The organism is Mycobacterium sp. 360MFTsu5.1, assembly GCF_000383495.1.
Taxonomy (GTDB): Bacteria; Actinomycetota; Actinomycetes; order Mycobacteriales; family Mycobacteriaceae; genus Mycobacterium; species Mycobacterium mucogenicum_B.
In genome coordinates, this window is the sequence record NZ_KB911464.1 from 110,956 (window position 1) to 136,835 (window position 25,880).

Annotated in this window: 24 protein-coding genes; 10 read left to right on the forward strand and 14 right to left on the reverse strand. The window is 67.9% G+C overall.

Annotated features, from left to right (window positions below):
• The gene (locus tag H289_RS0107355; protein ID WP_020100121.1) at positions 1–693 is read right to left on the reverse strand and encodes an ATP-binding cassette domain-containing protein; all 693 of its coding nucleotides are present in this window, start codon (positions 691–693) and stop codon (positions 1–3) included.
• Positions 694–959: 266 nt separating this feature from the next.
• On the opposite strand from H289_RS0107355, the gene H289_RS0107360 reads away from it, so the two are divergent.
• The gene (locus H289_RS0107360) at positions 960–2,246 is read left to right on the forward strand and encodes a lipase family protein (RefSeq protein WP_029104900.1); all 1,287 of its coding nucleotides are present in this window, start codon (positions 960–962) and stop codon (positions 2,244–2,246) included.
• A gap of 9 nt (positions 2,247–2,255) precedes the next feature.
• On the opposite strand, the gene H289_RS31745 is transcribed toward H289_RS0107360, so the two are convergent.
• On the reverse strand, positions 2,256–3,422 hold the full coding sequence (locus H289_RS31745; RefSeq protein WP_020100123.1) for a GGDEF domain-containing protein: 1,167 nt from the start codon (positions 3,420–3,422) through the stop codon (positions 2,256–2,258).
• Between the two features lie 113 nt (positions 3,423–3,535).
• Here H289_RS31745 and H289_RS0107370 point away from each other — a divergent pair, with 113 nt between their 5' ends.
• Together H289_RS0107370 and H289_RS0107375 are read left to right on the forward strand one after the other, a co-directional pair.
• A complete protein-coding gene (locus tag H289_RS0107370; protein WP_020100124.1) occupies positions 3,536–5,980 on the forward strand; it encodes a Tex family protein in 2,445 nt (814 codons plus the stop codon).
• A 152-nt stretch (positions 5,981–6,132) separates the two neighbouring features.
• Complete coding sequence (locus H289_RS0107375) at positions 6,133–8,508, forward strand: ATP-binding cassette domain-containing protein (RefSeq protein ID WP_020100125.1); 2,376 nt, start codon at positions 6,133–6,135, stop codon at positions 8,506–8,508.
• 65 nt (positions 8,509–8,573) lie between these two features.
• Here the strand turns inward: H289_RS0107375 and H289_RS0107380 are convergent, their stop codons facing one another.
• Entirely contained in the window at positions 8,574–9,149 is a 576-nt protein-coding gene (locus H289_RS0107380) for a hypothetical protein (RefSeq protein ID WP_020100126.1), read from the reverse strand.
• 351 nt (positions 9,150–9,500) lie between these two features.
• Here H289_RS0107380 and H289_RS0107385 point away from each other — a divergent pair, with 351 nt between their 5' ends.
• Positions 9,501–9,962, forward strand: a complete 462-nt coding sequence (locus H289_RS0107385) for an SRPBCC family protein (RefSeq protein WP_020100127.1) — start codon at positions 9,501–9,503, stop codon at positions 9,960–9,962.
• A 167-nt stretch (positions 9,963–10,129) separates the two neighbouring features.
• A complete protein-coding gene (locus tag H289_RS0107390) occupies positions 10,130–11,536 on the forward strand; it encodes an HNH endonuclease signature motif containing protein (protein WP_020100128.1) in 1,407 nt (468 codons plus the stop codon).
• Between the two features lie 276 nt (positions 11,537–11,812).
• Here the strand turns inward: H289_RS0107390 and H289_RS0107395 are convergent, their stop codons facing one another.
• Complete coding sequence (locus H289_RS0107395) at positions 11,813–12,235, reverse strand: hypothetical protein (RefSeq protein ID WP_020100129.1); 423 nt, start codon at positions 12,233–12,235, stop codon at positions 11,813–11,815.
• A gap of 94 nt (positions 12,236–12,329) precedes the next feature.
• Positions 12,330–12,743, reverse strand: a complete 414-nt coding sequence (locus H289_RS0107400) for an Rv0313 family protein (protein ID WP_036420344.1) — start codon at positions 12,741–12,743, stop codon at positions 12,330–12,332.
• Between the two features lie 95 nt (positions 12,744–12,838).
• On the opposite strand from H289_RS0107400, the gene H289_RS0107405 reads away from it, so the two are divergent.
• The 3 genes from H289_RS0107405 to H289_RS0107415 are packed head-to-tail and all read left to right on the forward strand — an operon-like array spanning position 12,839 to position 14,692.
• Entirely contained in the window at positions 12,839–13,651 is an 813-nt protein-coding gene (locus H289_RS0107405; RefSeq protein WP_036420345.1) for a nuclear transport factor 2 family protein, read from the forward strand.
• A 51-nt stretch (positions 13,652–13,702) separates the two neighbouring features.
• A complete protein-coding gene (locus tag H289_RS0107410; RefSeq protein WP_036420306.1) occupies positions 13,703–14,266 on the forward strand; it encodes a hypothetical protein in 564 nt (187 codons plus the stop codon).
• A gap of 51 nt (positions 14,267–14,317) precedes the next feature.
• Positions 14,318–14,692, forward strand: a complete 375-nt coding sequence (locus H289_RS0107415; protein WP_020100133.1) for a DUF732 domain-containing protein — start codon at positions 14,318–14,320, stop codon at positions 14,690–14,692.
• Here H289_RS0107415 and H289_RS0107420 read toward each other — a convergent pair.
• Complete coding sequence (locus tag H289_RS0107420) at positions 14,675–15,478, reverse strand: SGNH/GDSL hydrolase family protein (RefSeq protein WP_020100134.1); 804 nt, start codon at positions 15,476–15,478, stop codon at positions 14,675–14,677. The two genes, H289_RS0107415 and H289_RS0107420, sit on opposite strands and share 18 nt — an antisense overlap.
• Positions 15,479–15,523: 45 nt before the next feature.
• Positions 15,524–16,318 carry a hypothetical protein gene (locus H289_RS0107425; protein ID WP_155944072.1) on the reverse strand — a complete coding sequence of 265 codons (795 nt, stop codon included), beginning with the start codon at positions 16,316–16,318 and terminating at the stop codon, positions 15,524–15,526.
• Between the two features lie 94 nt (positions 16,319–16,412).
• Between H289_RS0107425 and H289_RS0107430 the strand changes: the two genes are divergently transcribed.
• Positions 16,413–17,171, forward strand: a complete 759-nt coding sequence (locus tag H289_RS0107430; protein ID WP_029104902.1) for a class I SAM-dependent methyltransferase — start codon at positions 16,413–16,415, stop codon at positions 17,169–17,171.
• A gap of 7 nt (positions 17,172–17,178) precedes the next feature.
• Here H289_RS0107430 and H289_RS0107435 read toward each other — a convergent pair whose 3' ends face one another.
• The 7 genes from H289_RS0107435 to malQ all read right to left on the reverse strand — a co-directional run bounded on the left by H289_RS0107435 (position 17,179) and on the right by malQ (position 24,750).
• Positions 17,179–17,634, reverse strand: a complete 456-nt coding sequence (locus tag H289_RS0107435; RefSeq protein WP_020100137.1) for a nuclear transport factor 2 family protein — start codon at positions 17,632–17,634, stop codon at positions 17,179–17,181.
• Entirely contained in the window at positions 17,625–18,512 is an 888-nt protein-coding gene (locus tag H289_RS0107440) for an LLM class F420-dependent oxidoreductase (protein WP_020100138.1), read from the reverse strand. Before H289_RS0107440 ends, H289_RS0107435 begins: the two co-directional genes overlap by 10 nt.
• The gene (locus tag H289_RS0107445) at positions 18,512–19,837 is read right to left on the reverse strand and encodes a serine/threonine-protein kinase (RefSeq protein WP_029104903.1); all 1,326 of its coding nucleotides are present in this window, start codon (positions 19,835–19,837) and stop codon (positions 18,512–18,514) included. Before H289_RS0107445 ends, H289_RS0107440 begins: the two co-directional genes overlap by 1 nt.
• Before the next feature lie 91 nt (positions 19,838–19,928).
• Positions 19,929–20,990 (reverse strand): PDR/VanB family oxidoreductase, encoded by a 1,062-nt coding sequence (locus H289_RS0107450; protein ID WP_020100140.1) that lies wholly within the window; start codon positions 20,988–20,990, stop codon positions 19,929–19,931.
• Between the two features lie 41 nt (positions 20,991–21,031).
• Positions 21,032–21,931, reverse strand: coding sequence for a metal-dependent hydrolase (locus H289_RS0107455; RefSeq protein ID WP_020100141.1), 900 nt, complete (start codon positions 21,929–21,931; stop codon positions 21,032–21,034).
• Positions 21,932–22,093: 162 nt separating this feature from the next.
• On the reverse strand, positions 22,094–22,546 hold the full coding sequence (locus tag H289_RS0107460) for a hypothetical protein (protein WP_020100142.1): 453 nt from the start codon (positions 22,544–22,546) through the stop codon (positions 22,094–22,096).
• A 56-nt stretch (positions 22,547–22,602) separates the two neighbouring features.
• The gene (gene malQ, locus H289_RS0107465) at positions 22,603–24,750 is read right to left on the reverse strand and encodes a 4-alpha-glucanotransferase (protein WP_029104905.1); all 2,148 of its coding nucleotides are present in this window, start codon (positions 24,748–24,750) and stop codon (positions 22,603–22,605) included.
• A gap of 166 nt (positions 24,751–24,916) precedes the next feature.
• Between malQ and H289_RS0107470 the strand changes: the two genes are divergently transcribed.
• Positions 24,917–25,783 carry a sterol desaturase family protein gene (locus H289_RS0107470; protein ID WP_051128435.1) on the forward strand — a complete coding sequence of 289 codons (867 nt, stop codon included), beginning with the start codon at positions 24,917–24,919 and terminating at the stop codon, positions 25,781–25,783.
• The last annotated feature ends 97 nt before the right edge of the window (positions 25,784–25,880 follow it).

Below are 25,880 nucleotides of genomic sequence, written 5' to 3' on the forward strand. Positions count from 1 at the left end.
TCAGGCCTTTCCGGTCTGCATACGGCGGTCATGCAGAACGTGGTCGGGGGCGTCGTCGCCCAGCGGGTTGGTCACACCGACGACGACGGTGCGGTGTTCGGCGAGGGCGCCGAGCCGCTGGACCGCGAGGGCGCGGCGTTCGTTGTCGCGGACCTGCTCGAGGTCGCCGACGACCAGCACCGGCCGGTCGGACATCAGCGCCAGGGTGATGCGCAGCAGGAAGAGCTCAAGATCGGACAGCCCGATGATGAAGGTCTTCGGCGACAACAGGGGAATGTCGTCGCCGAACACCGCCGCCATCTCCGGGACGTCCGACTGGACCGGGACCCACGCCGGGAACGGCGACACCCAGCGGCGCTGCTCGGTGATCACCGTCTGCACCGTCACCATTTCTTCGAGGTCGTCGATGTCCGCGAATGCGGCGATGGCACAGTGCTTCCGGATGCCGCGGGGCCCCGTCGCACCATTGACGGTGACGGTGCCGCGCGTCGGCTTGAGCCGGCCCGCGAGCGACAGCAACAACGTGTGCTGAGCGGGACCGCCCGGCATCTGGATGGCGTGGAACCCCGGCTGCAGTTCGAGATGGACATCAGAGAAGAGCGCGCCGTGTTCGCCGATGACAGCGAGCCCCTGCGCGGTGATCACCGGCGGGCTGTCCGTTGTCTCGGGGGCGGCCGTCGTCTCGTCGTCCATTGCTGCTCATCTCCGGGGTCGAAGTAACGATGGCCAGTAAATCAGCGCGCAAGGGCAGAAACTCCGATAGCGGCGTTCTCGCAGGTGTGATGTCACGCGGGATTGGTGGCGATATGCCGTGGCGGACACAGCGGTCTCGCTGACGTCGCGCGTCGCTTGCAGGTAATCTCTGTGCGGCCCATCACTCGACGTCTGTCAAGAACAAAATTCTCGATTTCGGGCAGCAATGATTTCGTGTACGAGAGTCCCATTGTTATCGTGCTGTTATGCATCGCTTCGGGGGAGTTCTGGCCGCATGTGTGCTCATCGGTTCATTGCTTGCGGGACCGCCCGCGGCCCACGCGGACGGCGACGAGCCGCAGTATGCCGAGTTCTACCTGCCGCCCGATCCGCTGCCGCCAGGCCGGCCCGGCGACCTGATCCGCACCGAACCCTCGCGCCTGGTACTCGAGCCGTCCGGCCAGCTCGGCGCCATCATGGCCACCGGCACGCGCATCATGTACCGCAGCACCGATGCCCGCGGAAACCCGGTCGCCGTGACCGGCACCTACTTCGAGCCGTACAACGACTGGCCGGGTAAGGGGCCGCGGCCACTGATCAGCTACGCGGTGGGCACGCAGGGCCAGGGCAACCAGTGCGCACCGTCGCGGCAGTTCAACCAGGGCATCCACTATTCGGGTGGCTGGGACATCATGGTCAACTACGAAGAGGCGTTCATCGCCACGATGGTCGCGCGTGGTTTCGCGATCGTGATGACCGACTACGAGGGCCTCGGCACTCCCGGGATGCACACGTACGTCAACCGCGTCGCCGAGGCCGCCGCGGTGCTCGACGCAGCGCGCGCCGCCAAGAAGCTGCCGGGCACCTCACTGGACCCCGATGGGCCCGTTGCCTTCTGGGGTTACTCGCAAGGGGGCGGTGCCGCGGCGTCGGCGGCCGAGTTGGCGTCGTCCTACGCGCCTGAGCTGCATGTCGTCGGCACATACGCCGGGGCTCCGGTGGCCGACCTCAAGGAATTGTTCCCGTACACCGACGGCAGCGCGCTGGTCGGGGTCGTCGGTTACGCGCTCAACGGCGAGATCTACGCCTACCCGGAGTTCGCCGACCTGATCCGCTCCAAGCTCACCCAGCGCGGCAAGGACATGCTCGAGAGTGTCTCGCGGCAGTGCGTCGGGCAGACCATCGTCGACTTCATGTTCCGGCACCTGCAGCCGTACTTCACCGAGGACATCAACGTGCTGGTCGAGGAAGAGCCCTTCAAGACACTTTTCGAGATGCAGAAGCTCGGCAAGTACAAGCCCAACGCGCCGGTTCTCATCAACAGCAATCGATACGACCCGCTGGTGCCGTGGACCGCGGCCAATCAGCTCGGCCGGGACTGGTGCGACAAGGGCGCCGACGTCGAATTCCGCACCAACGAGGAACCGCCGTTCCTGAACAAGCTGGTGATCAACCATGCCTTGCCGATGCTGGTCGACGGCGAGCCGGCGATGCAGTGGATCGCGGCGCGGTTCAACGGTGAGCCCACGTCGCCGAACTGCGGGACGTACTGAGCCGACGGCTCAGTCTCTGCCCGCTGCGGAGGCGCGGATCACGCGGTCGCGGCCCCGGCTCTTCGCTTCGTACATCGCCACGTCGGCGCGGCGGATCGCCGATCGCAACCCCGCCTTGTGCCCCAGCTGGGAGACCCCGATGCTCACCGTTCCGGCGAGCACGGCGTCGTTGTGGCTGAATGTCGCGGCGGCGAACGCCACCCGCAGCCGGTCGGCGATGACCGCAGCCTGACTTTCGTCCACGCCCGGCAGCATCGCGCAGAACTCCTCGCCGCCGATGCGGGCCAGCAGGTCGCCGCTGCGCAGGTTCGACCGCGCCACGCACGCGAATTCGGTCAGCAGCCGGTCGCCGGCCTCGTGCCCGAAGACGTCGTTGACGGCCTTGAACTCATCTAGATCCATCACGATGACCGAGCACCGCAGCTGCCGTGCCACGCATTCCTCGGCCAGGCGCTGCGCCTGAATCATGAAACCGGCGCGGTTCAGCGTGCTGGTGAGCGAGTCGAGCATCGCGGCATCGGCCAATTGATCCTCGAGCCGTTCCCACCCCATCAGCGACAGGCACAGGTTGATGGCCATGACGGCGAACGCGAAGAAGAGCATCGGAACCGACACGACCGCGCTGGTCGTGGCGAACTGGACGGCGCCGGCGTCGAGATGCAGGCTCACCGAGCGGGCGACGGTCGCCGCGGCCGCGACGACATACAGGCCGATCAGGATGCGCCGTGATGCCAGACGCTCGACGCGCTGGGCCTTGACGCCGTCGACGACGCTCAGCGTGAAATACCCGGCCAGGACGAGGGCCGTCAGGGACACCCGGGCCGGGATGCTGACGGTGAACGGCGGTATCAACTGAAATGCGGCCAGTACCGCCAGCGGTCCCGCAGCCATCACGCGGCCGCGGACCGGCTGGCCGTTGAAGGCGCACAGGCCACCCCAGATCAACGACCAGCAGGTGATGATCAAGACGTTGGCGACCGTCACCGACAACGCCTCGGGGACGAACCCGCGCGCGCTCAGCAGCCCGGCGCCGAGGGCGCCGGCGAAGTTGCCCGCGCCCCACAGCTGGACCGCCGGATGCCGCCGCTTACCGGCCCCCACCCAGACGTGCAGCAACCCGAAAATCAGGGCGGTCATCGAGACGACCATCCACAGGGTGCGCACGTCGGGATTCATGTCGCGCTACCGGGTGCGCCCAGGGGCGTGCGGCGTCGGGATCGGCTGAGGCATAGCGCAAACTTACTCGCCGCTGCCGACGACTGTCGGCAGCATTGGGTAGGGTCCAGCCCGTGAATTTGAGCGTCAAGTCCGTCGTCAAGTCTGTGAACGCCCGCCTGGCCGAAGAGTTGGCCGTCGCCGAAGGTCAGGTCGACGCCGCGGTACGGCTGCTGGACGAAGGCGCGACCGTGCCGTTCATCGCCCGGTACCGCAAGGAAGTCACCGGCAGCTTGGACGACGGTCAGCTCCGCACCCTCGAGGAGCGGCTCCGGTACCTGCGCGAACTGGATCAGCGGCGCGACGCCGTGCTGGCCTCGATCGAAGAACAGGGCAAGCTCACCGACGACCTGAAGGCCGCGCTGCTGGCCGCCGACACCAAGGCTCGCGTGGAGGACATCTACCTCCCGTACAAGCCGAAGCGCCGCACCAAAGCCCAGATCGCCCGCGAGGCCGGTCTGGAGCCGCTGGCGGACCGGCTGCTCGCCGACCCGACGCTCAACCCCGATGACGTGGCCGCCGAGTTCCTGGGTGAGGAGGTGGCCGACGTCGCCGCCGCGCTCGACGGGGCCCGCCACATCCTGGTGGAGCGGGTGTCCGAGGACGCCGAACTGGTCGGCGCGGTGCGCGAGAAGTTCTGGTCCGACGGCACCCTGACCACCAAGCCGTGGTCGGAGGAAGCGGCGAAAAGCCCTGCCGCGCAGAAGTTCCGCGACTACTTCGAGTACTCCGAGCCGCTGGAGGACATGCCCTCGCACCGCGTGCTGGCAGTACTGCGCGGTGAGAAGGAAGAAGCGCTGTCGCTGAACTTCGACGGTGGCGACGAGACGCTGTACCAGGCCATGATCGCCCAGTCGCTGGGTGTCGACATGGCCGCCGGCGGCGCCGCCACGCCGTGGCTGACCGCGACGGTCGGCTGGGCCTGGCGTACCAAGCTGATGTTCTCGGCCGCCGTCGACGCCCGGATCCGGCTGCGGCAGCGCGCCGAGGAGGACGCCGTCGCGGTGTTCGCCAAGAACCTCAAGGACCTGCTGCTGGCCGCGCCGGCCGGCACCCGCGCCACGCTCGGGCTCGATCCCGGGTTCCGCACGGGCGTGAAGGTCGCGGTGGTGGACGGCACCGGCAAGGTCGTCGACACCTGCGCCATCTACCCGCATCAGCCGCAGAACAAGTGGAACGACGCCAAGGCGACGCTGGCCGCCCTCGTCGCGCGGCACAACGTCGAGCTGATCGCCATCGGCAACGGCACCGCATCGCGCGAAACCGATGCGCTGGCAACCGAACTCATCGCCGACCTGAAGGCGGCCGGCGCGTCCGGTCCCAAGCGGCTGCCGACCAAGGCCATGGTCAGCGAAGCCGGGGCGTCGGTGTACTCGGCGTCGGCCTACGCCGCCCACGAACTGCCCGAGTTGGACGTGACGCTGCGCGGCGCGGTCTCGATCGCCCGTCGCCTGCAGGACCCGCTCGCCGAACTGGTCAAGATCGAGCCGAAGTCGATCGGTGTCGGGCAGTACCAGCACGACGTGACGCCCGGAACCCTGGCCCGCAGCCTCGACGCGGTGGTCGAGGACGCGGTGAACGCCGTCGGCGTCGACCTCAACACGGCCTCGGTGCCGCTGCTGGCCAAGGTCTCCGGCGTGACCGAATCGCTCGCCGAGTCGATCGTGTCGTATCGCGACAAGACCGGACCGTTCCGCAGCCGCAGCGGCCTGCTCGACGTTCCGCGCCTGGGCCCCAAGGCCTTTGAGCAGTGCGCGGGCTTCCTGCGTATCCGCGAAGGCGACGACCCGCTGGACGCCTCGGGCGTGCACCCCGAGGCCTACCCGGTGGTGCGGCGCATCCTGGACCGCGCCGGCGTCACCCTCGCCGAACTGATCGGCGATGAGCGCAAGCTGCGGGCGCTCAAGCCGGGCGATTTCGCCGACGAACGCTTCGGCATCCCGACCGTGACCGACATCCTGGGCGAACTGGAGAAGCCGGGCCGCGACCCGCGCCCCGCGTTCTCCACCGCGACCTTCGCGGCCGGCGTCGAGAAGGTCTCCGACCTCAAGGTCGGCATGGTGCTCGAGGGCGTCGTGACGAACGTGGCCGCGTTCGGCGCGTTCGTGGATGTCGGCGTGCACCAGGACGGCCTCGTGCACGTGTCGGCGATGGCCGACCGCTTCGTCTCCGACCCGCACGAGGTGGTCAAGTCCGGCCAGGTCGTCAAGGTCAAGGTGCTCGAGGTCGATGTCGAGCGGCAGCGCATCGGGCTGAGCCTGCGGCTGAACGACGACCCGCAGCGCGCCCGCGACGGCAAGCGGCCCGAGCAGGGTGGCGCGTCCCGGCGCGACGGTGGCGGTCAGCCGCGACGCGATGGCGGCAATCGCGGCGGCGGTGGTGGCAACGGCGGCGGCCAGAACCGCGGCAACCAGGATCGTGGACGTAATCCGCAGCGCGGCAACGGCGGTGGCCGCCGCGAGTCGGCGCCGTCCGGCTCGATGGCCGACGCCCTGCGCAAGGCAGGCTTCGGTAAGTAGCGGTGTTCTCGCGAGAAGACATAAAACTGTCGATACCCCAGTGATTTTCGACAGTTTTATGTCTGCTCGCGAGCGGGAGCTGCCCCCAGCTCCGCGAGAAGAGATCAGGAATCGAGAAGCACGGCCGATCGGCGCCCGATTAGCGTGTGGGTATGCCCAGCAGAACGCATGCCGCTGACAGCCATGACCTCATCCGCGTAGTCGGTGCCCGGGAGAACAACCTCAAGGACATCAGCGTCGAGATCCCCAAGCGGCGGCTGACGGTCTTCACCGGGGTGTCCGGCTCCGGCAAGAGCTCGCTGGTATTCGACACCATCGCCGCCGAGTCTCAGCGGCTGATCAACGAGACGTACAGCGCGTTCGTCCAGGGCTTCATGCCGTCACAGGCCCGCCCCGACGTCGACGTGCTGGAGGGCTTGACCACCGCGATCATCGTCGATCAGGAACGGATGGGCTCCGACCCACGTTCCACGGTCGGCACCGCCACCGACACCGGGGCGCTGCTGCGGATCCTGTTCAGCCGGATCGGGGAACCGAACATCGGCTCGCCGCAGGCGTTTTCGTTCAACGTCGCTTCGATCAGTGGGGCCGGCGCCGTGACCATGGAACGCGCCGGCCGCACCGTCAAGGAACGTCGCGACTTCAACATCGTCGGCGGCATGTGTCTGCGGTGCGAGGGCCGCGGCGCGGTCAACGACATCGACCTCACCGCACTGTATGACGACAGCAAGTCGATCAACGAGGGCGCCATCACCATTCCCGGCTTCAGCACGGAGGGCTGGTACGGCCGAATCTTCAACGGCTGCGGCTTCTTCGACCCCGACAAGCCGATCCGGAAGTTCACCAAGAAGGAACTGGACTCCCTGCTGCACAAGGAGGCGACCAAGATCAAGGTCGACGGCGTCAACCTCACCTACCTGGGTCTGATCCCGCAGATCAAGAAGTCGTTCCTGAGCAAGGACGTCGAGGCGATGCAGCCCCATATCCGGGCGTTCGTCGAGCGGGCGGTGACGTTCACGACATGCCCCGAGTGCGAGGGCACCCGGCTGTCGGAGCTGGCACGCTCATCAAAGATCAAGGGCGTCAACATCGCTGAGGCCTGCGCCATGCAGATCACCGATCTGGCCGAGTGGGTCGGCGCGCTGGCCGACGACAAGCGCCTCGGCGCCGGCGTGGCTCCGCTGTTGGCGACGTTGCGGCACACGCTCGATTCGTTCGTCGGGATCGGGCTGGGCTATCTGTCCCTGGCTCGGCCCGCCGGCACACTCTCCGGCGGAGAAGCCCAGCGGGTCAAGATGATTCGTCATCTCGGCTCGGCGCTGACCGACGTCACCTACGTGTTCGACGAGCCGACCATCGGACTGCACCCGCACGACATCACCCGCATGAACGAACTGCTGATCCAGTTGCGGGACAAGGGAAACACCGTGCTGGTCGTCGAACACAAGCCGGAAGTGATCGCCATCGCCGACCATGTGGTGGACCTCGGTCCCGAGGCGGGCTCGCGCGGCGGTGAGGTGGTCTACGAAGGCACGGTGAAAGGGTTGCGTGGCAGCGGCAGCATCACCGGCCGGCATCTCGACGACCGGGCGGCGCTGAAGGATTCGGTGCGAGAGGCCAACGGGGCGTTGGAGATTCGCGGTGCCAACACCAACAATCTTCAGGACGTCGACGTGGACATCCCGCTCGGCGTGCTCGCCGTGATCACGGGCGTGGCGGGCTCGGGCAAGAGCTCCCTGATCGACGGTTCGGTGGCCGGCCGCGACGGCGTCGTCACCATCGACCAGGCACCGATCCGGGGATCACGACGGAGCAACCCGGCCACCTATACCGGACTGCTCGACCACATCCGCAAGGCGTTCGCGAAGGCCAACGACGTCAAACCCGCACTGTTCAGCTCGAATTCGGAAGGCGCCTGCCCGGCGTGCAACGGTGCCGGTGTCATCTACACCGACCTCGGAGTGATGGCGACCGTCGAGTCCCGCTGTGAAGAGTGTGAAGGCCGCCGGTTCGGTGCCTCGGTACTCGAATACACCCTGGGCGGGCAGAACATCGCCGAAGTACTGGCCATGCCTGTCGCCGAGGCCGCGCAGTTCTTCTCCGACGGCGATGCGAAAGTGCCGGCCGCAGAAAAGATCCTCGCTCGGATGGTGGACGTCGGGCTGGGCTACCTGACGCTCGGGCAGCCGTTGACCACGCTGTCCGGCGGGGAGCGGCAACGACTCAAGCTCGCCACGCAGATGGGGGAGAAGGGCGACGTCTACATCCTCGACGAGCCGACCACCGGCCTGCACCTGGCGGACGTCGAGCAGCTGCTGGCGCTGTTGGACCGGATCGTCGACAGCGGCAAGTCCGTGATCGTCATCGAACATCACCAGGCTGTCATGGCCCATGCCGACTGGATCATCGATCTGGGTCCCGGTGCAGGTCACGACGGCGGGCGGGTGATCTTCGAGGGCTCTCCTGCAGACCTGGTCGCAGACGGCAACACGTTGACCGGGTCCCACCTGGCCGAGTACGTCAAATAGCAGTCAGGGCTGCCACCGCTGAGCGGTGGCAGCCCTGACTGTGAAACAGAGGGGTCGTCGAACGGTTAGACGGGCATCTCCGGGCCCTCAGGAGCCGGGGCCGGCGCCTCGGGAGCCGGGGCCGGGGCCGGGGCCTCGGGGGCAGGCGCGAAGTTGGCCGCCTCGATGATCTCCGGGGCCGGGAGGTCGGCCGGACCTGCGGGAGGAGCCAGCGGCGCGTCCAGCGGGCCGTCGAGGGGCAGATCGGCGGGGATGTCCTCACCCGGGGCGATGGGCAGGTGCATGTGGTGGGTGAACTGGCGCTGGAAGGCGCCGCCGCCACCGATGCGGACGCCGCCGCCCTCGCCGCTGGACACCGGGGTGCCGTCCGGCAGCGTCACGGCCGTGTGGCCGCCGTTCCAGCCGATGTTCAGGGCGCCGGGCGCGGTGCCGGGCAGGAAGCCACGAGCCCGCAGAGCGGCCTCTTCGTTGCCGGTGTTGAACCGGTTGCCGTAAACGGGGCGGCCGGTGGCCGCGTTGGCCACCCAGGAGGCCAGTCCGGAGCAGTCAGTGCCGCGTGCCGTGTCTCCGCCGGAGATGTACGGCGTACCCGAAACCTGGTTGACCAAAGCCAGCAGCGATGCGGTCGCAATAGCAAACATGGCGATGAACGCTAGCAACGGAAAATCGACAGCGTCAAAATTCCGTGTCCGCCATCACGTTTCGCGAATCCTGTGGTGTGCGTTACATCCACGTTTATTCGCGTCTTGTTGGGGCAGAGGCGATTTCACGTATTCGCAGGTGAATGCACAAAACATACTGCCATACACAGCTTTTGCGCAAATGCAAGGTCGTCGCGGTCGTTGCGAGGTCGTGACCAGCTAATTCCGAAACGGCCCTGCGAGGCCTTTGTGCGGTTTTGGCGCCGATTTCGACGCCCGGCCGGGCAGCTCGTGCCGCCGATCCGGCGGATACTGGCTGACCATCTGAAACGGTCAAGTTACGGTGGGTCGATGTGGCTGTCGCGGTCCCGGTTCGAGCTGACGGAAGAGGTGCCCGGGGCGCCCGATGACGTCCGCACCTTCTATACAGATCTGGCGAACATGAAGCTGGTGCATCCGCTCGTCGTCGCGGTGGACTGTCTCGGCGATCAGCAGGATGCGCGGGGCCGCCGTCGTGACTATCGGGTGCGGGATCGCATCCCATTCGGCCCACTCAGTCTGCGCGTGACCTACCGGGCCACGGTGCTGATCGCGCCCGACGGCGTCGTGCACACCGAGGCGCGCCAATTTCCGTCAGTGCGACTCAGTGGCACGGTTACCTTCGCACCTGCCGGCGCCGGCACCACTGTCACCGAGGCGGTGGATATAGAGGCGCCTTTTCCGCTCGTGGCCGTCACTGCCGCGCAAGCGGAGAAAGCGCACGCGGCGATGCTCGCGGCTATCCGGCGTCATTTTGGGGAAAGCTCGGGCTGATCCAGGCTGCTGGATGGGGATGCCGCGCTGGATGGCTGTATATACCTGCCTCGCCGGCGACGTTCTGGAAAAAAACTTTGGTCACTTTGTTAGCGCTGGTCACAATGGGTAACTAGCGTCACATTCCCGGTGATGTCTTGTCGGTGGTTCGAACTAGTGTTCGATGCGTGGGATTGACCGATCCGGCCGCTGTCGAGGAGGCGTACGCCGCCTACGAGGCTGCGCACGCTCGGCTCGCGGCCCTGGATTACAGCGGTCTGGATGTGCGAACGTTGTTGGAGGTGCAGTCCCGCCGCGAAACCCTGAAGTGCGCCGCCGAAGCGGTCGACCATCAGATTCTGGCTGCGGCACAGACGCAGGCGACGGCGAAGGAGATCGGGGCCAAGGATTGGCCGGAGGTGTTGCATGTGCGGCACCGCATCAGCCGGGAGGAGGCCCGCCGCCGGGTGCGGGACTGCGATCACCTGGGCCCGCGCTCGGCGATCACCGGGGAGGCGTTGGGCCCGGTGTGGGAGCTGGTCGCCGCCGCTCTCGCTGAGGGGGCGATCAATAGTGAGCACGTCGCGGTGATCACCTGGTTTTTCGGCAAGGTCCCGTTGTGGGCGGCCGACCCGGTCACCCTGGCCCAGTGCGAGACGGATCTGGTGGCCGATGCCCGGGTCAAGACCCCCGAGGACCTACGCAAAGTCGCGGCGGATTTGTTGTACCGGCTCGATCAGGACGGGCCCGAACCCGACGACTCTGAACCCGACCCGAAACGCGCCATCAACCATGGCAAGCAGCGCTCCGATGGCACCTCCGAGGTCAGCGGCACCATCGAGGCCGAGACCCGTGCTTACTGGGATGCGATCAATGACAAATGGGCCGCCCCCGGCATGTGCAACCCCGCCGACCCGGTGCCCTGCATCTCGGGTACACCGACCCAGGAACAGATCGACAACGACACCCGTACCGCCGCCCAGCGCCGCCATGATGCGTACAAGATGGTCGGCCGCATGATCCTGAAGACCGGCATGCTCGGCGAACACAACGGATTCCCCGTCGCGGTGGTCGCCACCTGCACCGTCGCCGACCTCGAGAAGCGCACCGGGGTGGCGCTCACTCACACCGGTACCAAGCTGCCGGTCAAGGATCTGGTTCAGATGGCCGCCGCCGGAGCCGACCATTACCTCGTCGTCTTTGACGACCACACCGAACAACCGCTGTACATGGGCCGAGCGCGTCGTACCGCCACTGTCGCCCAACGTTTCGCTTTGTTCGCCCGAGACCTGGGCTGCACCAAACCCAACTGCACCGCCCCCGCATCCCGGTCTCAGGCCCATCACGTCAACACCAATTGGCGCGATGACGGCCCCACCGACATCACCAACCTCACCCTGGCCTGCGGACCCGACAACCGCCTCGCCGACACCGGCGGCTGGACCACCACCATGGGCCCGGACGGCAGAACCCAATGGACCCCACCACCCCTGCTCGATGTCGGCCAGCCAAGGACAAATCACTACCACCACCCCACGCTGTATCCGACAGAGGGTGAGGACGCCGACGGCGAAAGTGATAGTCCCGCAAGGTGATACGGCGCACTGAGCTGGTCGCGTCGGGTCGGCGCGCGCCTTGGGTGGGATCGACGGCCCCGCCGTGTGAGCCGTGGGGCTGCGGGGCTATGGCAACCACGCTGCGCGGCGCCACCGACTACCCACGGATGACGACAACCACGAGAGGCGAAGATGTTGCGTTGCAGCCGAATCGGCTACTCACTACCGCCAGGGGTAGGAGGCAGCCGGCAGGCTACCAGCGCTGATTGCGCGGTGTGGCGATCAGGCGGGTGGCGTGGTCAGGCCGGGAGACGGTCAGCTCGGGAAGAACCCGTCGCCGGTCTTGAAGCCGGGCTGCCAGCCGGCGGGGCCCAGGCACAGCAGCGGGCGGCCGTCGGGGGCCTGCGCCGCGGTCTGCGGGCCCGGGCACGGAGAACCGATGTCCTTCACGCCCTGGATCGCATAGGAGTAGCCCCAGAACCCGGTGTCGACCGGCGGCCACTGGTTGGGGATCCAGTGACAGGCCATGGAGGCGCCGCCCGGGCCGCGGCCGAAGATGAAGATGTCGTGGTTGTCGCACGGCGCGCCGTTGACAGCCTGGTAGTTCATGCCGGGGACGTCGGTGGGGTAGCGGCCGGGATCGTCGCTGCCGCCCAGGGCCGGATCGGCATTCGCGAAAGGTGCCAGCCCGATGGCGGTTCCGGCGATCGCTGCGGCCACCGTCAGTACCCGAAACATCCTGGTCATCTCCCCTCGCACTACTGCCACACGACAATGTGGCAAAGCGTAGCGTGTCAGCCGCGTCGCCGGGGATATTGTCGGCAGGTCAATATCAGTGGGGTTCGTGCCGCGGCGTCTGATCGTCGTCATGCGGCGGCGGACCGGCCTGCTCGGGCGCGTCCAGCACGCTCACTCCGATGCCGTAGGGCAGGAACCTGACCTTGCGGGAGGGATCGATGTTGTTCTTGTTGGCCCGCAGGGCTTCCAGTTCGGAGGGGTAGACCTCCTCGACGTGCGCTCCGCCGTCGGCGGCCACGGTGTACACCACCCACACGCCGTCGCCCGTGTCGCCGGTGGTCTCGGGCTGCGTCGCGTGCCGCGGCGTGCGGGTCAGATCGTTGACCACATTGGCCCAGGCGGCACCGCGGCCGAGGCGGTCGAACACGCCCCGGATGCCCTCGCCCGTCTCGCGCAGGACGCGATCGAACTCTTCCGGATCGATGCCGAACGGGCCGTTGTTGCTCATACCGACCAGTGTGCGCGACATCGGCGACATCTGCCACGACCATCTGGCCGGCCATCCGCTCGCAGCGGAACTCGGCGGTGGTGGACGATGGAGACATGTCCGTACCGCAATCGCCGACCCGCGACGACCTCCTGGCCACCGTCGAGCGCTCGCCCGCCGCCACGGCCGCGCATGACAAGGCCGCCTGGGTGGGGCTGTTCAGCGCCGACGGACGCGTCGAGGACCCGGTCGGCTCGCGGCCGCACGTCGGGCGCCGCGCTATCGCGCAGTTCTACGACACCTTCATCGGGCCCCGCACCGTCATGTTCCACCGGGACGCCGACATCGTGCTGGGCAATACCGTGGTGCGTGACCTGGAGCTCGAAGTGCACATGGGCTCGAAGGTGCAGCTGCGCATTCCGGTCTATCTGCAGTACGACGTGGTGACCGAGGGCTCGGACCCGTCGCTGAAAATTTCTCGGCTGCAAGCATTTTGGGAGCTGCCGGGCATGGTCGCGCAGTTCGTGCGGTGCGGCGCCGCGGCGCTGCCGGCCGGATTGGGGCTCTCGGGAGCGCTGCTGCGTAACCAGGGTCCCGGCGGCGCGCTCGGTTTCCTTGCTGGCCTGCGCACCGGTGGTACGCGGGCAAAACGGTCGCTCACCGGGCTGTTGGCCGATGCGGCGAACGGAGACGAACTCGCGGTGAAGCGCCGGCTCAGCGAGCCGGTGCAGATCACCCGCGGCCTCGACACCCGGCTCAGTGTCTCCGAACTGGTCGAGGAGCTGACCGGCAGCCGCGTCGCGAAGGTGATAGCCGCGGGCCGGTACGTCCTGGCCGGCGTCCGACGGGACGGCTACCGCGGTGTGGTCATCGCGGAGCAGGGCCTCGGCGGCCGGGGCATCATCGGCCTGCGACTCTTTGCCGAATGAAGCCGTCAGTTGCCGCGGCTTCCGTCCCCGACATGAGAACGTAGTTACACCATGCCAGTGCAACCACAACACGAATACATGTCCTACGAGGAATTCGGTCGACGATTCTTCGAGGTCGCCGTCAGTGAGGAACGTGTCGCGGACGCGATCGGCGGTATCGCCGGTGAAGCCTTCGACATGGGTCCCATTGCCCAGGGCCCCGGCGGGCTCGCGAAGGTCACCGCGCGCGTGCAGATCAAACACCCCGTGGTGGCCAGGACGCTGGGTGAGGAGATCACCTTTGCGATCCGCATCCCGCTGGAAATCGACATGACGCTCGACCTGCGCATCGACCGGCCCCGATTCATGGTGTTCGGCGAGATCAATCTGACCGCGACCGCGCGGGCCGCTCATCCGCTGCTGCTCGTCATCGACGTCAAGACGCCGCGGTCGTCGGACATCGCCATCCACGTCACGTCGTCGTCGATCCGCGCCGAGCTGCTGCGCATCGTCGGCAACGTCGACGGCGAGATTCGGCGGTTCATCGCCCACCACGTGGCAGGCGAGATCAACAGCGCAGATGCCAAGGTCATCGACATCGGAACCCGGATCGCGAGCGCCTGGACGGGTGTCTGAGACGGCCGCGAGGCGGCATCGGCAACATGCTTCCCTTATGATGAGGGCATCATGAAGAGCACATTCGGTACCGCTATCGCAATCGCAGCTACCACGGCCGGCATCGTGGGCAGCCTCGTCACGGCCGGTCCGGCCAGCGCCGATGCGGGTGTCGACGCCTTCAACAACGCGCTCAGCAACGCCGACATGATGCTGCCGAACGGCTCTGATCCGGTCGCGCTCGGCCAGTCGGTGTGCCCGATGCTGGCTCAGCCCGGCCAGAGCCTGGCTGACGCGGCGGCCAAGGTCGCCGACTCATCCGGCATGTCGCTGGGCCCGGCCACGATGTTCACCGGCTTCGCGATCTCGTCGTTCTGCCCGGGGGTTGTCGGTGCGCTCGGCCGCGGCGAGTCGCCGCTGCCTTTGGGTCTACTCGGCCTCGGATAACGCAGGGCTGGCGTCGAGCGGCGCCATGACCGGGCGCTTCGGCTCGAGCCCCTTGCCCCGCGAACTGCCCAGCGTGTGCCGCCAGACCCAGGGCATCAGCATGTTCTGCGCCCACATCAGCTGCGAATACATCCGCTCGCGCAGTCGCGGCAGCACGAGTTCACCCTCTACCTCTGCCCAGCGGTGATCGCTGCCGGGCAAACCCAGCGCCTCGGCAGCGGCGTCGGCGAACAGCTGATGGCCGTGCGGGGAGCCGTGCACCCGGTCGACGGCCCAGGTCGCGGGGTCCAACATGGAGGTGGCCGTCGACAGATCGACCAGCCGGAAGCCGAAGTGGGCCGAGTCGGACCGGATGACCTCGTTGATCCGGCGCAGCCGGCCGCTCAGTACCCGCCCGACCGGCAGGATGCGGGCGATGTCGGGAAACGTCGTCGTGACCACGGTCGCGCCGGTGGCGGCGAGTTCGGTATGCACGTGCCGCATGTCCTCGAGCGCCTTGTCGAAGCTGCGCACCGGCCGCGTGACGTCGTTCATCCCGATGCAGCTGGTGATCAGGTCGGGGTTCATGTCCCGGGCCAGCGGCAGCTGCCGGTCCAGCACGTCACTGATGCGACGGCCCCGCACTGCGAGGTTCGCGTACTGAAGTCCGGGCTGTAATGCGTTGAGTCGCCAGGCCAGGCGGTCGGCGAAGCCTCGAACGGCGCTGTCGTCCGTACCGTCCATGTCCAACAGGCCCTCGGTCTGGCTGTCGCCGAGCGCGACATATCGGGAATAGCCGATGGTCACGACCGTGACTGTAATGAAGGATCGGCAAATCTTCAGCGCGGCGGGTCAGCCCGGCCAGATCACGTCGAGCGGACGGCCCACCACACTGAGTTGGTTGATCAGCTCGTCCAGTACGGCGCGTGGCAGGTCGAACCGCCATTCCGGCAGCGTCGCACCGACCCGTACCACCCCCGGACCGAGCTCCACCGAGGTCAGGGTCATGCCGTACGGCAGCTCGGGCAACCGCACCGGGTACGCCGGGGCGAGTCCGGGCACCGGCACCCGGGCGGTACCCAGCGTCAGGCCACGGGGCTTGAGCCACAAGGTGTTGCCGTGCAGGTGGGGATCGACCTCGACGACGCCGGAGCGGAAGCGCGACAACCGGACTCGGGCGACGCCGTCCTCGCCGATCTCGGTGCTGATGCGCGGTTCGGCGGCCCGGATCAGCTCGTCGAGCGAGTCGGACGGCACCTCCACCGTCAACTCGACGGGTGCGGCGGCCAGCATCGGTGGCACCGACGGCCGGATGTGCAGGTTGTTCAGCTTTGCCGAGATCGTATTCAGCACGGTGCCAGCCCATTTCACCTTGTGGGCGGTGATGTTGACGGTACCGATGTGGCCGACGGCGAAGATGCTGGCATCCCAGCGGGAATCGAACTCGGCCACCGTGAGGGCCAGGTCGCTGGTACGCAGGCGGACGGTGATCCGGCGCCCGATCACCAGCGGTCGCACCGTGAGCAACGCCGTCCGATAGGCGGCGGCCGCCCCGGTGCTCATCGGCAGCACCGCGGCGGTCGACACCACCGAGGTGAACAGATCGAGCGGTCGGAGCGGGTCCCACCGGCGCGGCGGACGCGTCATGGGCTCCAGCATGCCTGGATCTGCCGCCCGTGCACCACTCGGTGCCCGGGGAACGGGCTCCCGGTAGCGTCGAGTCGTGGCTGAGTCTGATGAGCTGTACCGGCAGCGCGACCGAGCTGATTCCTTCGGTGGCGCCGCCCGGTCATATGACCAACACCGGCCCCGCTATCCGGAGGCCATGCTCGACGAACTGGTCGGGACGGGCTCGGTCCGGGTGCTCGACGTCGGCGCCGGCACCGGGATCGCGTCCCGCCAACTGATCGCTCACGGTGCGGAACTGGTTGCGCTGGAACCGGATCCGAGGATGGCCGAGATCGCCGCCGAGCACGGCGTCACAGTCGAGGTGGACACCTTCGAGGACTGGGACGACGCCGGCCGGACCTTCGACGTGGTCCTGTTCGCCCAGTCGTTCCACTGGGTCGACCCGGCGGCGGCACTGCCGAAGATTCGCCGGCTCCTCGTGCCGGGCGGCCGGCTGGCGCTGGCGTGGAACCGGCTGTTCCCGGTCCAACCGTCGCGCGCGGACTTCGCGGAGGTGTACCGCGACTTCCTCGATGCCGCTTCACCTTTGGTGACCGGGACCCCCACGGGCGGGACGGGATCGGGGATGGACAGCGGCGACGTGGTGGCTGACCTGGAGGCCGCCGGATTCGCCGTGCAACAGCTGACCTACCCCCGTGGTGAGCAGTACAGCCGCGACCAGTGGCTGGACCTGGTGTTCACCTACTCCAACCACCTGGTACTGCCCGCCGACCGGGCCGCGGAGCTGCGGGCGCGGCTGGGAGCGGTGATCGGCGACGGCGGCGTGCAGGTCGGCGGCGATACGCTGCTGATCGTGGCGCAGCCGACGTAGACGGCGGCTAGTCCCGGAGGCGGCGGATTGGCCGCGTCTCGATGGCGTTGAGCGTCAGGGCACGGCGCCGGATGCGCCAGCCGTCGCCAGTCCGGGCGTACTCGTCGTCGTACCTCAGATGCCACACCAGATCGGTGACGGCGGAGTCGGCGTCGCGGGTCCAGTGGTGGGCGACGCACGTGATGCGCCCACGGGCGTGGTCGGAAGCGTCGGTGTAGACCTCGCCGACGATCTCGTGCTGGGTACGGGCAACACCCGCCAGGGTGGCCATCGCGGCCCGCACCCCGTCTGGCCCGTGTTCGGTCCGTACCGGGTCGAGGGATCGGGGCGGGTCCGGAAGGACCAATTCCGCTGTGCTGGTGAAGAGTTCGACGACGTCGTCGAACCGGCGGTCGTCGACGGCCGCGGCGTAGCGGTGCACCAGGTCCGTCAGCGCCAGCCGGTCGGCCACTGTCAGCGGCACGGCGTGAGCCCCAGCCGTTCGGCGCACGCCGACAACATGTCCTTGGCCTCGTCGATGTCGGTGACGGGTGGCATCGCCAGCACGATGCGGTCGGCGCCGAGCTCCGCGAGCCGGCCCGCGCGATCGGCGTCGACCTTGGGGACCAGGTGTCCGAGGGACAGCTCGAGGGCCCCCGGGTCGCGGCCGGCGCGCTCGGCCGATTCCCGCATCAGCGCGATCAACCCCGATAGTTCCGCGCCGGCGACGCCGAGCGGCTGCAGACCGTCACCGCGCCGGCCGGCCCGGCGGGCCGCAGCCCGGCTGTGCCCACCGATGTGGATCGGGATCGGCGAAACCGGCTTGGGATAGCAAGCGGCGTTGGCGAATTCGAAGAACTCACCGGAATGGGTGGCGCCCTCGGGCTGGTCCGACCACAGCAGCCGCAGGACGTCGATCTGCTCGTCGGCCCGGCGGCCGCGGGCATCGAACGGGGCCCCGCACGCCTCGATCTCCTCGCGCAGCCAACCCATGCCCACGGCCAGGCGAATACGCCCGCCGGACAACGCATTCAGGGTCGCGACACGTTTGGCCAGCACCACCGGGTGGTGGTTCGGCAGCACCAGCACGCCGGTCGCCAGGCCCAGTGTGCTCGTCTGCCCGGCCAGGAACGTCAGCAGCTCCAGGGGATCCGGGACGGCGCAGTCAGCGGGGATGTCCACCCGGCCCGAGGCGTCGTAGGGATACACGCTCGAGTACTCGGTCAGCAGCACTGTATGTTCCACGGCCACAATGGATTCGAAGCCGCAGCTCTCCAGGTGGCGGGCGAACTGCGTCATCCAGACCGGGTCGGCGGTGACGCTGGCCGCGACCGGCGCGACCACGGCGAACGTGGGCGACATCAGCGCCTCCGCTCGCTGCGGCGAATCTCTTCCCAGCACTGCAGCCGCGTCATCCCGGTCCGGTCCATGCATTCACGGATCGGCGTTTCCTGTTCGGGCGCAGGTGTTTCGGTGGTGGTCGGGGTCGTCGGCGGCGGTGGCGCGGTGGTGGTCTCGACCGTCACCGTGCTGGTGACCGTCGCCTCGGTCGGCTCGGCGGGAGACTCGGTGGGCGCGACGGCCGATGTCGGGCTCGGCGGCGCCTCGGTGGTCGACGGCGAGGGGGTCACCGGGGGAGCCGTGGTGGTCGTCGCGGCGGGACGGGGCAGTGCCGGCTGCTCGTCTTTGGCGCGGGTGAACTCGATGGCCGCGAAGACGAGTGCGGCGATCAACAGCACCGTGAGCACGACGGGGAGAATCAGCGACCGGCGCGACCGGGTGGTCTTGTCGGGCTGCAGGACCTGCGTGCGGCCCGCCGCGGCGGGAGCCAGGATGGTGGCGTCGGCGCCCGGCATGCCGAGGCCGTGCTGAAGGGCGCGGGCGAAATCGGCGCACTTGTCGTACCGGGCCTTGGGATCCTTGGCAAGTGCCTTGGCCAGCACCGGGTCCAGGGCAGCGAGATCGGGCCGGCTCTGGGACAGTGACGGCGGGGGAGCGCTGAGGTGCTTGCCGATGATCACCGCGGCATTGGAGTTCTCGAACGGCGGCGCCCCGGTGAAGAGCTGAAACGCGGTGGCCGCCAACGCATATTGGTCGGCACGACCGTCGATGATGCTGCCGGTCAGCTGCTCCGGCGCGGCATAGAACACGGTGCCGACGGTCATGTTCGTCGCGGTCAGTCCGGCGGAGTCATTGGCGCACCGCGCAATGCCGAAGTCGGCCAACTTGATTCGCCGGCTCGCCGGATCGGTGTCGCTGATCAGGATGTTGGCGGGCTTGACGTCGCGGTGCAGCAGATCGTGCTGGTGCGCGTAGTCGAGCGCGCCGGCCACGGCGCTGATGATCGCGACCGCCTGATCATCGGATACGCCGCCGGCGCCCCGGAGCAGCCGGCTGACGTCGGTGCCGTCGACGTACTCCATCGAGATCCACAACTGGCCGTCGAACTCGCCGCGGTCGTAAACCCCGACGATATTCGGATGCGACAGTGCAGCGGTCAGATCCGCCTCGCGCAGGAACCGCTCGCGGAACTCCTGGTTGGTGGACATCTCGGGACGCAGGACCTTGAGCGCGTCCTGCCGGGGAAGTCGCGGGTGCTGGGCTACGTAGACCTCGCCCATGCCGCCGGAACCCAGGCACCGGACGATGGTGTACCCGGCGAAATCCGTCCCCTCGGCCATTGGCATTGGGGCATCGTAAACCGATGGTCGATGGCATCGGCCGTTGGCTTGTGTTCGAGAATCGGTGAAACTCCCGAACACAAGCCAAGACTGACGGCTACAGGTCCAGTGTCAGGGGGCCGTCGCCCTGTGCCCGCGACACACAGATCAGCGCCTGACCGGCCTCGCGTTCGGTCTCGGTCAGCAGGCCGTCACGGTGGTCGACCGCACCGGCGAGCACCTTCACCCGGCACGTGCCGCAGAAGCCCTGCTGACACGAATACGGTGCGTGCACACCGGCTTTGATCAGGGCCGTCAGCAAGGTTTCGTCGGCCGCGACGGCGACGGTCTGGCCCGTCGAGGCGACCTCGACCTTGAACTCGTGGCCATCGGTCACCGGCGGCGCGGCGAAGCGCTCGAAGTGCAGCTCGATGTCGTCCGCCCCGACCAGCCGCGCGCGGATGGCATTGAGCATCGGCGCCGGACCACACGTGTACACCGAGGTCCCCGGCCGGCAGTCGCCCAGCAGGTCGTCGGCCGTCGGCAGGCCGTCGACGTCGTCGGTGCGGATTTGCACCCGGTCGCCGAACCGCGTCAGCTCGTCGAGAAACGGCAGACTGTCGCGGCTGCGGCCGACGTACAGCATCGACCAGTCGATGCCGAACTGCTCGGCGCGCGCCAGCATGGGCAGGATCGGCGTGATGCCGATACCACCGGCGATGAACCGGAGCGTGCGGGTCGGCGAGCCGAAGCCGGGCACCGCCAGCGGGAAGGCGTTGCGCGGCCCGTTGGTGGTGATCACGTCCCCGACCGCAAGCTCATGCGCCTCGATGGAGCCACCGCCGCCATCGGGTATGCGCCGCACGGCAATTCGGTATGCGCCCTGTTCATCGGGATCGCCGCACAGTGAGTACTGGCGGACCAGGCCGCTGGGCAGGTGGATGTCCAGGTGTGAACCGGGATGCCAGCGGGGGAGCTCCGCACCGCCGGCGCTGACGAACGTCAACGCCACCACGTCCTGATCGTGCGCGACCACCTGACGGTCGGCGATCCGCAACCGGATGGTGCGTTCGACGACCTCGGGTACGGGCGGTTTCCGCAGTCGCGTCGACGCCCAGAACGTGCTGCTGACGACGGCGTCGGCCACCGTCACGAGCAGGTCGTGCGGCAACAGACCCATCACGCTGGGCGGCGCCAGACGTGGCTGGAAGCGGCGCGCCCTCACAGGTGTGCGGCGCGGGCGGCGGGCGAGGCGGCCAGATACGCCACGGCCTGCGCGGTCGAGCCCATGGATTCCGGGCTGTAGTTCGGCTTGAAGTACACCAGCGTCTGGGTGAGCAGCAGCTTCCGGTACTTCGGCAGGAGCCCCAGCTTGGAGTCGCGCATGCGCAGGCGCTGCGACTTCCACCAGCCGAGCTTCAGCTGCGGGTCGCTCTTGACCAGGAACCGCATGCCGCGCTGGAAGAACACGTACATCAGGATCGCCACCACGCTCATCGCGCGGATGCGGTCGAAATAGCTGTTCCGGAAGTACATGGCGACCTCGTGGGCCACCGAGCGGTGCTCGACCTCTTCGGCGCCGTGCCAGCGGAACAGGTCAACCATGACGGGGTCGGCGTCGTAGTTGTCCCACGTGCAGTTCAGGACGAAGTCGCCGAGGACGGCGGTGTAGTGCTCGACGGCCGCGATGAACCACAGCCGCTCGATGAGGTTGTTCATCTTGCGGCGCGGGTCGGTCGTCTTGGCCGGGGCCAGGATCTCCTCGAAGACGAACTCGACCTGATCCAGCAGCGGCGTGACGTTCATGCCGCTGTTCACCAGGTAGTCGTTCATGACGGTGTCGTGGGCCTCGGCGTGCATGGCCTCCTGGCCGATGAAGCCGCGGACGTCGTCGGCGAGCTTCGGATCCTTGATGAGCGGCAGCGCCTCGTTGAACGTCTCGATGAACCAGCGCTCACCCGCCGGAAGCAGGATGTTCAGCAGGTTCACCACATGCGAGGCGACAGGGTGGCCGGGAATCCAGGACATCGGCTTGTCCGCGGTCTCGAAAGCCACGTTGCGGGCCTGGATCTGCACCGGACCCGGGTCTACCTCGTGAGTGAAACGTTGTGGTCGCAGCATGGAACAGCTACCTCCGGATCCTCAAGCATCGTTGCGAGTGGATTCAGTGTAAGCGTTTTATGTGGGAACGGCGGTACTGGGTTTTGCCGTGATACGCCGAAGCGGCATCCCAGCAGCCAAAAACTATGTCTTGACCTGCTGGAATGCCGCTTCTGCAAACAGTTACATACCGGGGACCGACATGCCCGGCTGCGGGCCGACCGGCGTCGCCTGGACCGTCGTCACGCCGTTGGCGCCGACGTGCGGGCCCTGCGGAGCGCCCGGAGCGCCGCCGGCGGCACCAGCCGATGCGGGCGCACCGGCCTGGGCGTTCTCGACGGCCTTGGTGGTGCAGTTCAGCATCAGGATGACGCGGCCATGGCTGCCCATCTTCTCCTGATCGACGATGCATTGCGCCTGCGGCACGTCGCTGCCGACCGATCCACCGAACGTGGCCTTCACGCCCTGGCTCTTGAGAATCGAGACGGCGCGGGCGTAGGACTCACCCACCACATTCATCGAACCGGCACCACCGGGATCCGACGCGGCCACCGACGAGCCGAACATCGCGGTGGCACCCACCGCCACCGCACCTGCTGCCACGGCGCTTGCCGTCAGCATCTTCAGCTTCTTCACCTGACCTCCTCGAGTACAGCGAAGATAGCGCAGATGCCGGGGTGGAGAAACTCGAATCAACTCAATCCCGGTGTCACGGCGTCGGCCATCACCTGCGCCAACGCGGCCGCACGAGCATCGGAAAACAGGTCTTCGAGGAGGATTTTCCGGCCGTCCGGACCCGCCAGCGGCACCCGCCAGTTCGGATATTCGTCGGTGGTGCCCGGCTGATTCTGGGTCCGCACGTCGCCGACCGCATCGGGCAGGGCCAGCGCCAGCAGCCGCGACGGGGTGCGGGTGAGATAGCGGTACAGGGCCAGGACGGTCTGGTCGGCGTCGATCGCCTCGGGCGCGTTCGGTGGCAACAATCCCGCCGCCCGCAGGACGTCCAACCAGCGCTGCTGGTCGGCGCGATCGGCCGCGACCTCTTCCTTGTACGGACGGGTCAGCAGCCCGAGGTCGCGGCGCAGCCGCAGATGCGCACCGGCGAGGTAACCCGCCGTCGGTGGCAGGTCATGCGTCGTCACCGCCGACAGGCAGTACTCGCGCCACCGCGGCGCGGGCAGCGGTCCGCCGTCCTGATCGGCCTCAAACCACAGGATCGAGGTGCCGAGCAGACCGCGGTCGCGTAGGTAGTCGCGAACCCACGGTTCGACGGTGCCGAGGTCCTCGCCGACCACGACCGCACCGGACCGGTACGCCTCGAGCGCCAGGACGCCGATCATCGCCTCATGGTCGTAGTGGACGTAGGTACCGTCGACGGGCGTCGCACCGTCCGGAATCCACCACAGCCGGAACAGACCGATGATGTGGTCGATGCGGACACCGCCCGCGTGCCGCAGCACCGCCCTGACGACGGCGCGGAACGGCTCGTACGCCCGCTCCACGAGTTCGTCCGGACGCCACGGTGGCTGTGACCAGTCCTGCCCGAGCTGGTTGAACTCGTCCGGCGGCGCCCCCGCTGAGACCCCGGTCGCCAGCACATCCTGCAGTGCCCACGCGTCGGCGCCGCCCGGGTGCACGCCGACCGCCAGATCGTGGACGATGCCAAGGGACATGCCCGTCTGGACCGCGGTGGCCTGGGCGGCGGTCAGCTGGTCATCGAGCTGCCACTGCAGCCATCGATGGAAATCGATACGGCTGCTGTGCTTTTCGGCGAATGCCCGCACCGCCGGATGGTCGGGGTGCTGAAACTCCGCCGGCCAGTCGCGCCAGTCGTCGCCGTGCTTCTCGGCCAGCACGCACCACGTCGCGAAGTCGTCGAGCGTGCGGCCGGTCCGCTGCCGGTAGCCGTCGTACGCGAGGGCCCGCCCCGCCGAGCGGCGGGCCCGGTACACCTCCTTGAGTGCGTTGCGCTTGGACTTCCACGCGGCGTCGCGATCGATGAACTCGTTCTTGTCGGCGCGGGACTGCGCGTCGGCCCGCGCCTTGCGCAGCGTGGCCGGGGTGCGGACGGCGGTGTATTCGGGGATGGCCTGCACCCGCAGATAGAGCGGGTTGGCGAACTGGCGCGACGTCGGCAGATAGGGCGACGGCTCCATCGGGGCCACCGGACCGGCGGCGTGCAACGGGTTCACCAGGATGAAATCGGCATGATGCCGGGCGGCCGACCACACGGCGAGGTCGGTGAGGTCCGTGAGGTCGCCCGTACCCCAGGAGTTCTGCGAACGCACGCTGTAGAGCTGGGTGGCCAGGCCCCAGGCCCGGCCGCTGCCCAGGCGGCTCGGGAGCGTCAGTGCATCGGGGGTGACGATCAGGACGGCATCGGCGTCCGCGGCGGCGCCGGCCTGGACGTGCAGCCGGTGGTAGCCCAGTGGGAGATCGGCGGGCAGCTCGAAGGTCGCCTCGCCGACCAGGCGGCCATCGAGATCGAAAGGCGGCCGGTTGTTCTCCAGCTGGCGCAGCCCGGCCCGCACCGAACCGTCTTCCAGCCGGATCCACACGCCGACGGGTGCGCCGTGGGTGACGTGCACCCAGAAACTCGTCGGCTGGCCCGACCGGGCGACGATGGTGGGGTACAGGGTGCGCTGCCAGTACGCGCGCTCGTGGTCGGCCAGGGCCGCCGCGCGCGCCTCCTCGGAATCCGCCGGTACGCCGAGCGCCGCGAGCACGGCGACCAGTGTGGACGCGGCGACGGCGTGTTGGGCGCCGCTCCAGTCGACGTACTCGGTGGCCACACCGTGGCGTCGGGCGAGCTCGACGAGCGACGCGGTGCGATCAGTCATGGGCGCCATCTTGCCGCGATTCGGAGCACCATGGGAGCTGAGCACGGGCCGTCCGGAAGACGAGGTTGCGGGCGCATTTCCGGCCGGCGGACGGTGTGCGTCCAGATACGCTGCGCGCGGAGGTGTCGACGTGAGTTCCGATCTGCTGTCCGACGTGCTGCCCACCATGCTGCACGACCCGGTCTCGTACGCCATTCCGTTCTTCGTGGTGGCGCTGCTGCTGGAGTGGGGCGCGGCCCGCAAGCTGGCGTACGACGAGCAGCGGCCGCCGTCCGGCGCCTATCTGCGCGCCGACGCCTGGGCCAGCATCTGGATGGGCGCGGTGTCGCTGTTCACCAGCGGTGTGCTGAATTTCCTCGCGCTGGTCGGCTACGCGGCGCTGTACGTGTACGTCGCGCCGTGGCACCTGCCGGGCGACGCCTGGTACACGTGGGTGATCGCGATCCTCGGCGTCGACCTGATCTATTACACCTATCACCGCATGGCCCACCGGGTGCGGCTGTTCTGGGCCACGCACCAGGCGCACCACTCCAGCGAGTACTTCAACCTGTCCACCGCGCTGCGGCAGAAGTGGAATCCCTCCGGCGACCTGGCGATGAAGGCGGTCTTGCCGGCGCTGGGCGTGCCGCCGTGGATCGTGTTCGCCAGTTTCTCGCTGAACCTGGTGTACCAGTACTGGATTCACACCGAACGTATCGGGAAGCTCTGGCGGCCAATCGAATACGTCTTCAACACGCCGTCGCATCACCGCGTGCACCACGGCCGGGACCAGCAGTACCTCGACAAGAACTACGGCGGCATCCTGATCATCTGGGACCGGCTGTTCGGCAGCTTCGCGCCCGAGACCGCCCGGCCGAACTACGGATTGACCAAACCTGTTGGCACGTATGACATCTGGAAACTACAGACGCACGAGTACGTCTCGATGGTCCGAGATGTGCGCCAGGCCAACGGATTCGGTGACCGAGTGGGTTACGTGTTCGGCCCGCCGGGATGGCAGCCGGCGGGACCGGGGTCTGCGCCGGTTCGCTGACAGGGGCGTAAACGCTATCAGAACGCTGTGAATCCTTCGCGATAACTCATTGTTTGCCAACTGTTTTGATTTGGGCGAGCGCAAACGCTGGCGTTCC

Coding starts and splice junctions, on each gene's coding strand:
- H289_RS0107395 (WP_020100129.1), bottom strand. CDS start 12,235: ATGTTTCGGGTACTGACGGTGGCCGCAGCGATCGCCGGAACCGCCATC.
- H289_RS0107380 (WP_020100126.1), bottom strand. CDS start 9,149: ATGTTTGCTATTGCGACCGCATCGCTGCTGGCTTTGGTCAACCAGGTT.
- malQ (WP_029104905.1), bottom strand. CDS start 24,750: ATGACTGATCGCACCGCGTCGCTCGTCGAGCTCGCCCGACGCCACGGT.
- H289_RS0107470 (WP_051128435.1), top strand. CDS start 24,917: ATGCTGCACGACCCGGTCTCGTACGCCATTCCGTTCTTCGTGGTGGCG.
- H289_RS0107410 (WP_036420306.1), top strand. CDS start 13,703: ATGCCAGTGCAACCACAACACGAATACATGTCCTACGAGGAATTCGGT.
- H289_RS0107405 (WP_036420345.1), top strand. CDS start 12,839: ATGTCCGTACCGCAATCGCCGACCCGCGACGACCTCCTGGCCACCGTC.
- H289_RS0107425 (WP_155944072.1), bottom strand. CDS start 16,318: ATGACGCGTCCGCCGCGCCGGTGGGACCCGCTCCGACCGCTCGATCTG.
- H289_RS0107415 (WP_020100133.1), top strand. CDS start 14,318: ATGAAGAGCACATTCGGTACCGCTATCGCAATCGCAGCTACCACGGCC.
- H289_RS0107445 (WP_029104903.1), bottom strand. CDS start 19,837: ATGCCAATGGCCGAGGGGACGGATTTCGCCGGGTACACCATCGTCCGG.
- H289_RS0107355 (WP_020100121.1), bottom strand. CDS start 693: ATGGACGACGAGACGACGGCCGCCCCCGAGACAACGGACAGCCCGCCG.
- H289_RS0107450 (WP_020100140.1), bottom strand. CDS start 20,990: ATGGGTCTGTTGCCGCACGACCTGCTCGTGACGGTGGCCGACGCCGTC.
- H289_RS0107360 (WP_029104900.1), top strand. CDS start 960: ATGCATCGCTTCGGGGGAGTTCTGGCCGCATGTGTGCTCATCGGTTCA.
- H289_RS31745 (WP_020100123.1), bottom strand. CDS start 3,422: ATGAATCCCGACGTGCGCACCCTGTGGATGGTCGTCTCGATGACCGCC.
- H289_RS0107455 (WP_020100141.1), bottom strand. CDS start 21,931: ATGCTGCGACCACAACGTTTCACTCACGAGGTAGACCCGGGTCCGGTG.
- H289_RS0107385 (WP_020100127.1), top strand. CDS start 9,501: ATGTGGCTGTCGCGGTCCCGGTTCGAGCTGACGGAAGAGGTGCCCGGG.
- H289_RS0107400 (WP_036420344.1), bottom strand. CDS start 12,743: ATGAGCAACAACGGCCCGTTCGGCATCGATCCGGAAGAGTTCGATCGC.
- H289_RS0107375 (WP_020100125.1), top strand. CDS start 6,133: ATGCCCAGCAGAACGCATGCCGCTGACAGCCATGACCTCATCCGCGTA.
- H289_RS0107440 (WP_020100138.1), bottom strand. CDS start 18,512: ATGTCGCCCACGTTCGCCGTGGTCGCGCCGGTCGCGGCCAGCGTCACC.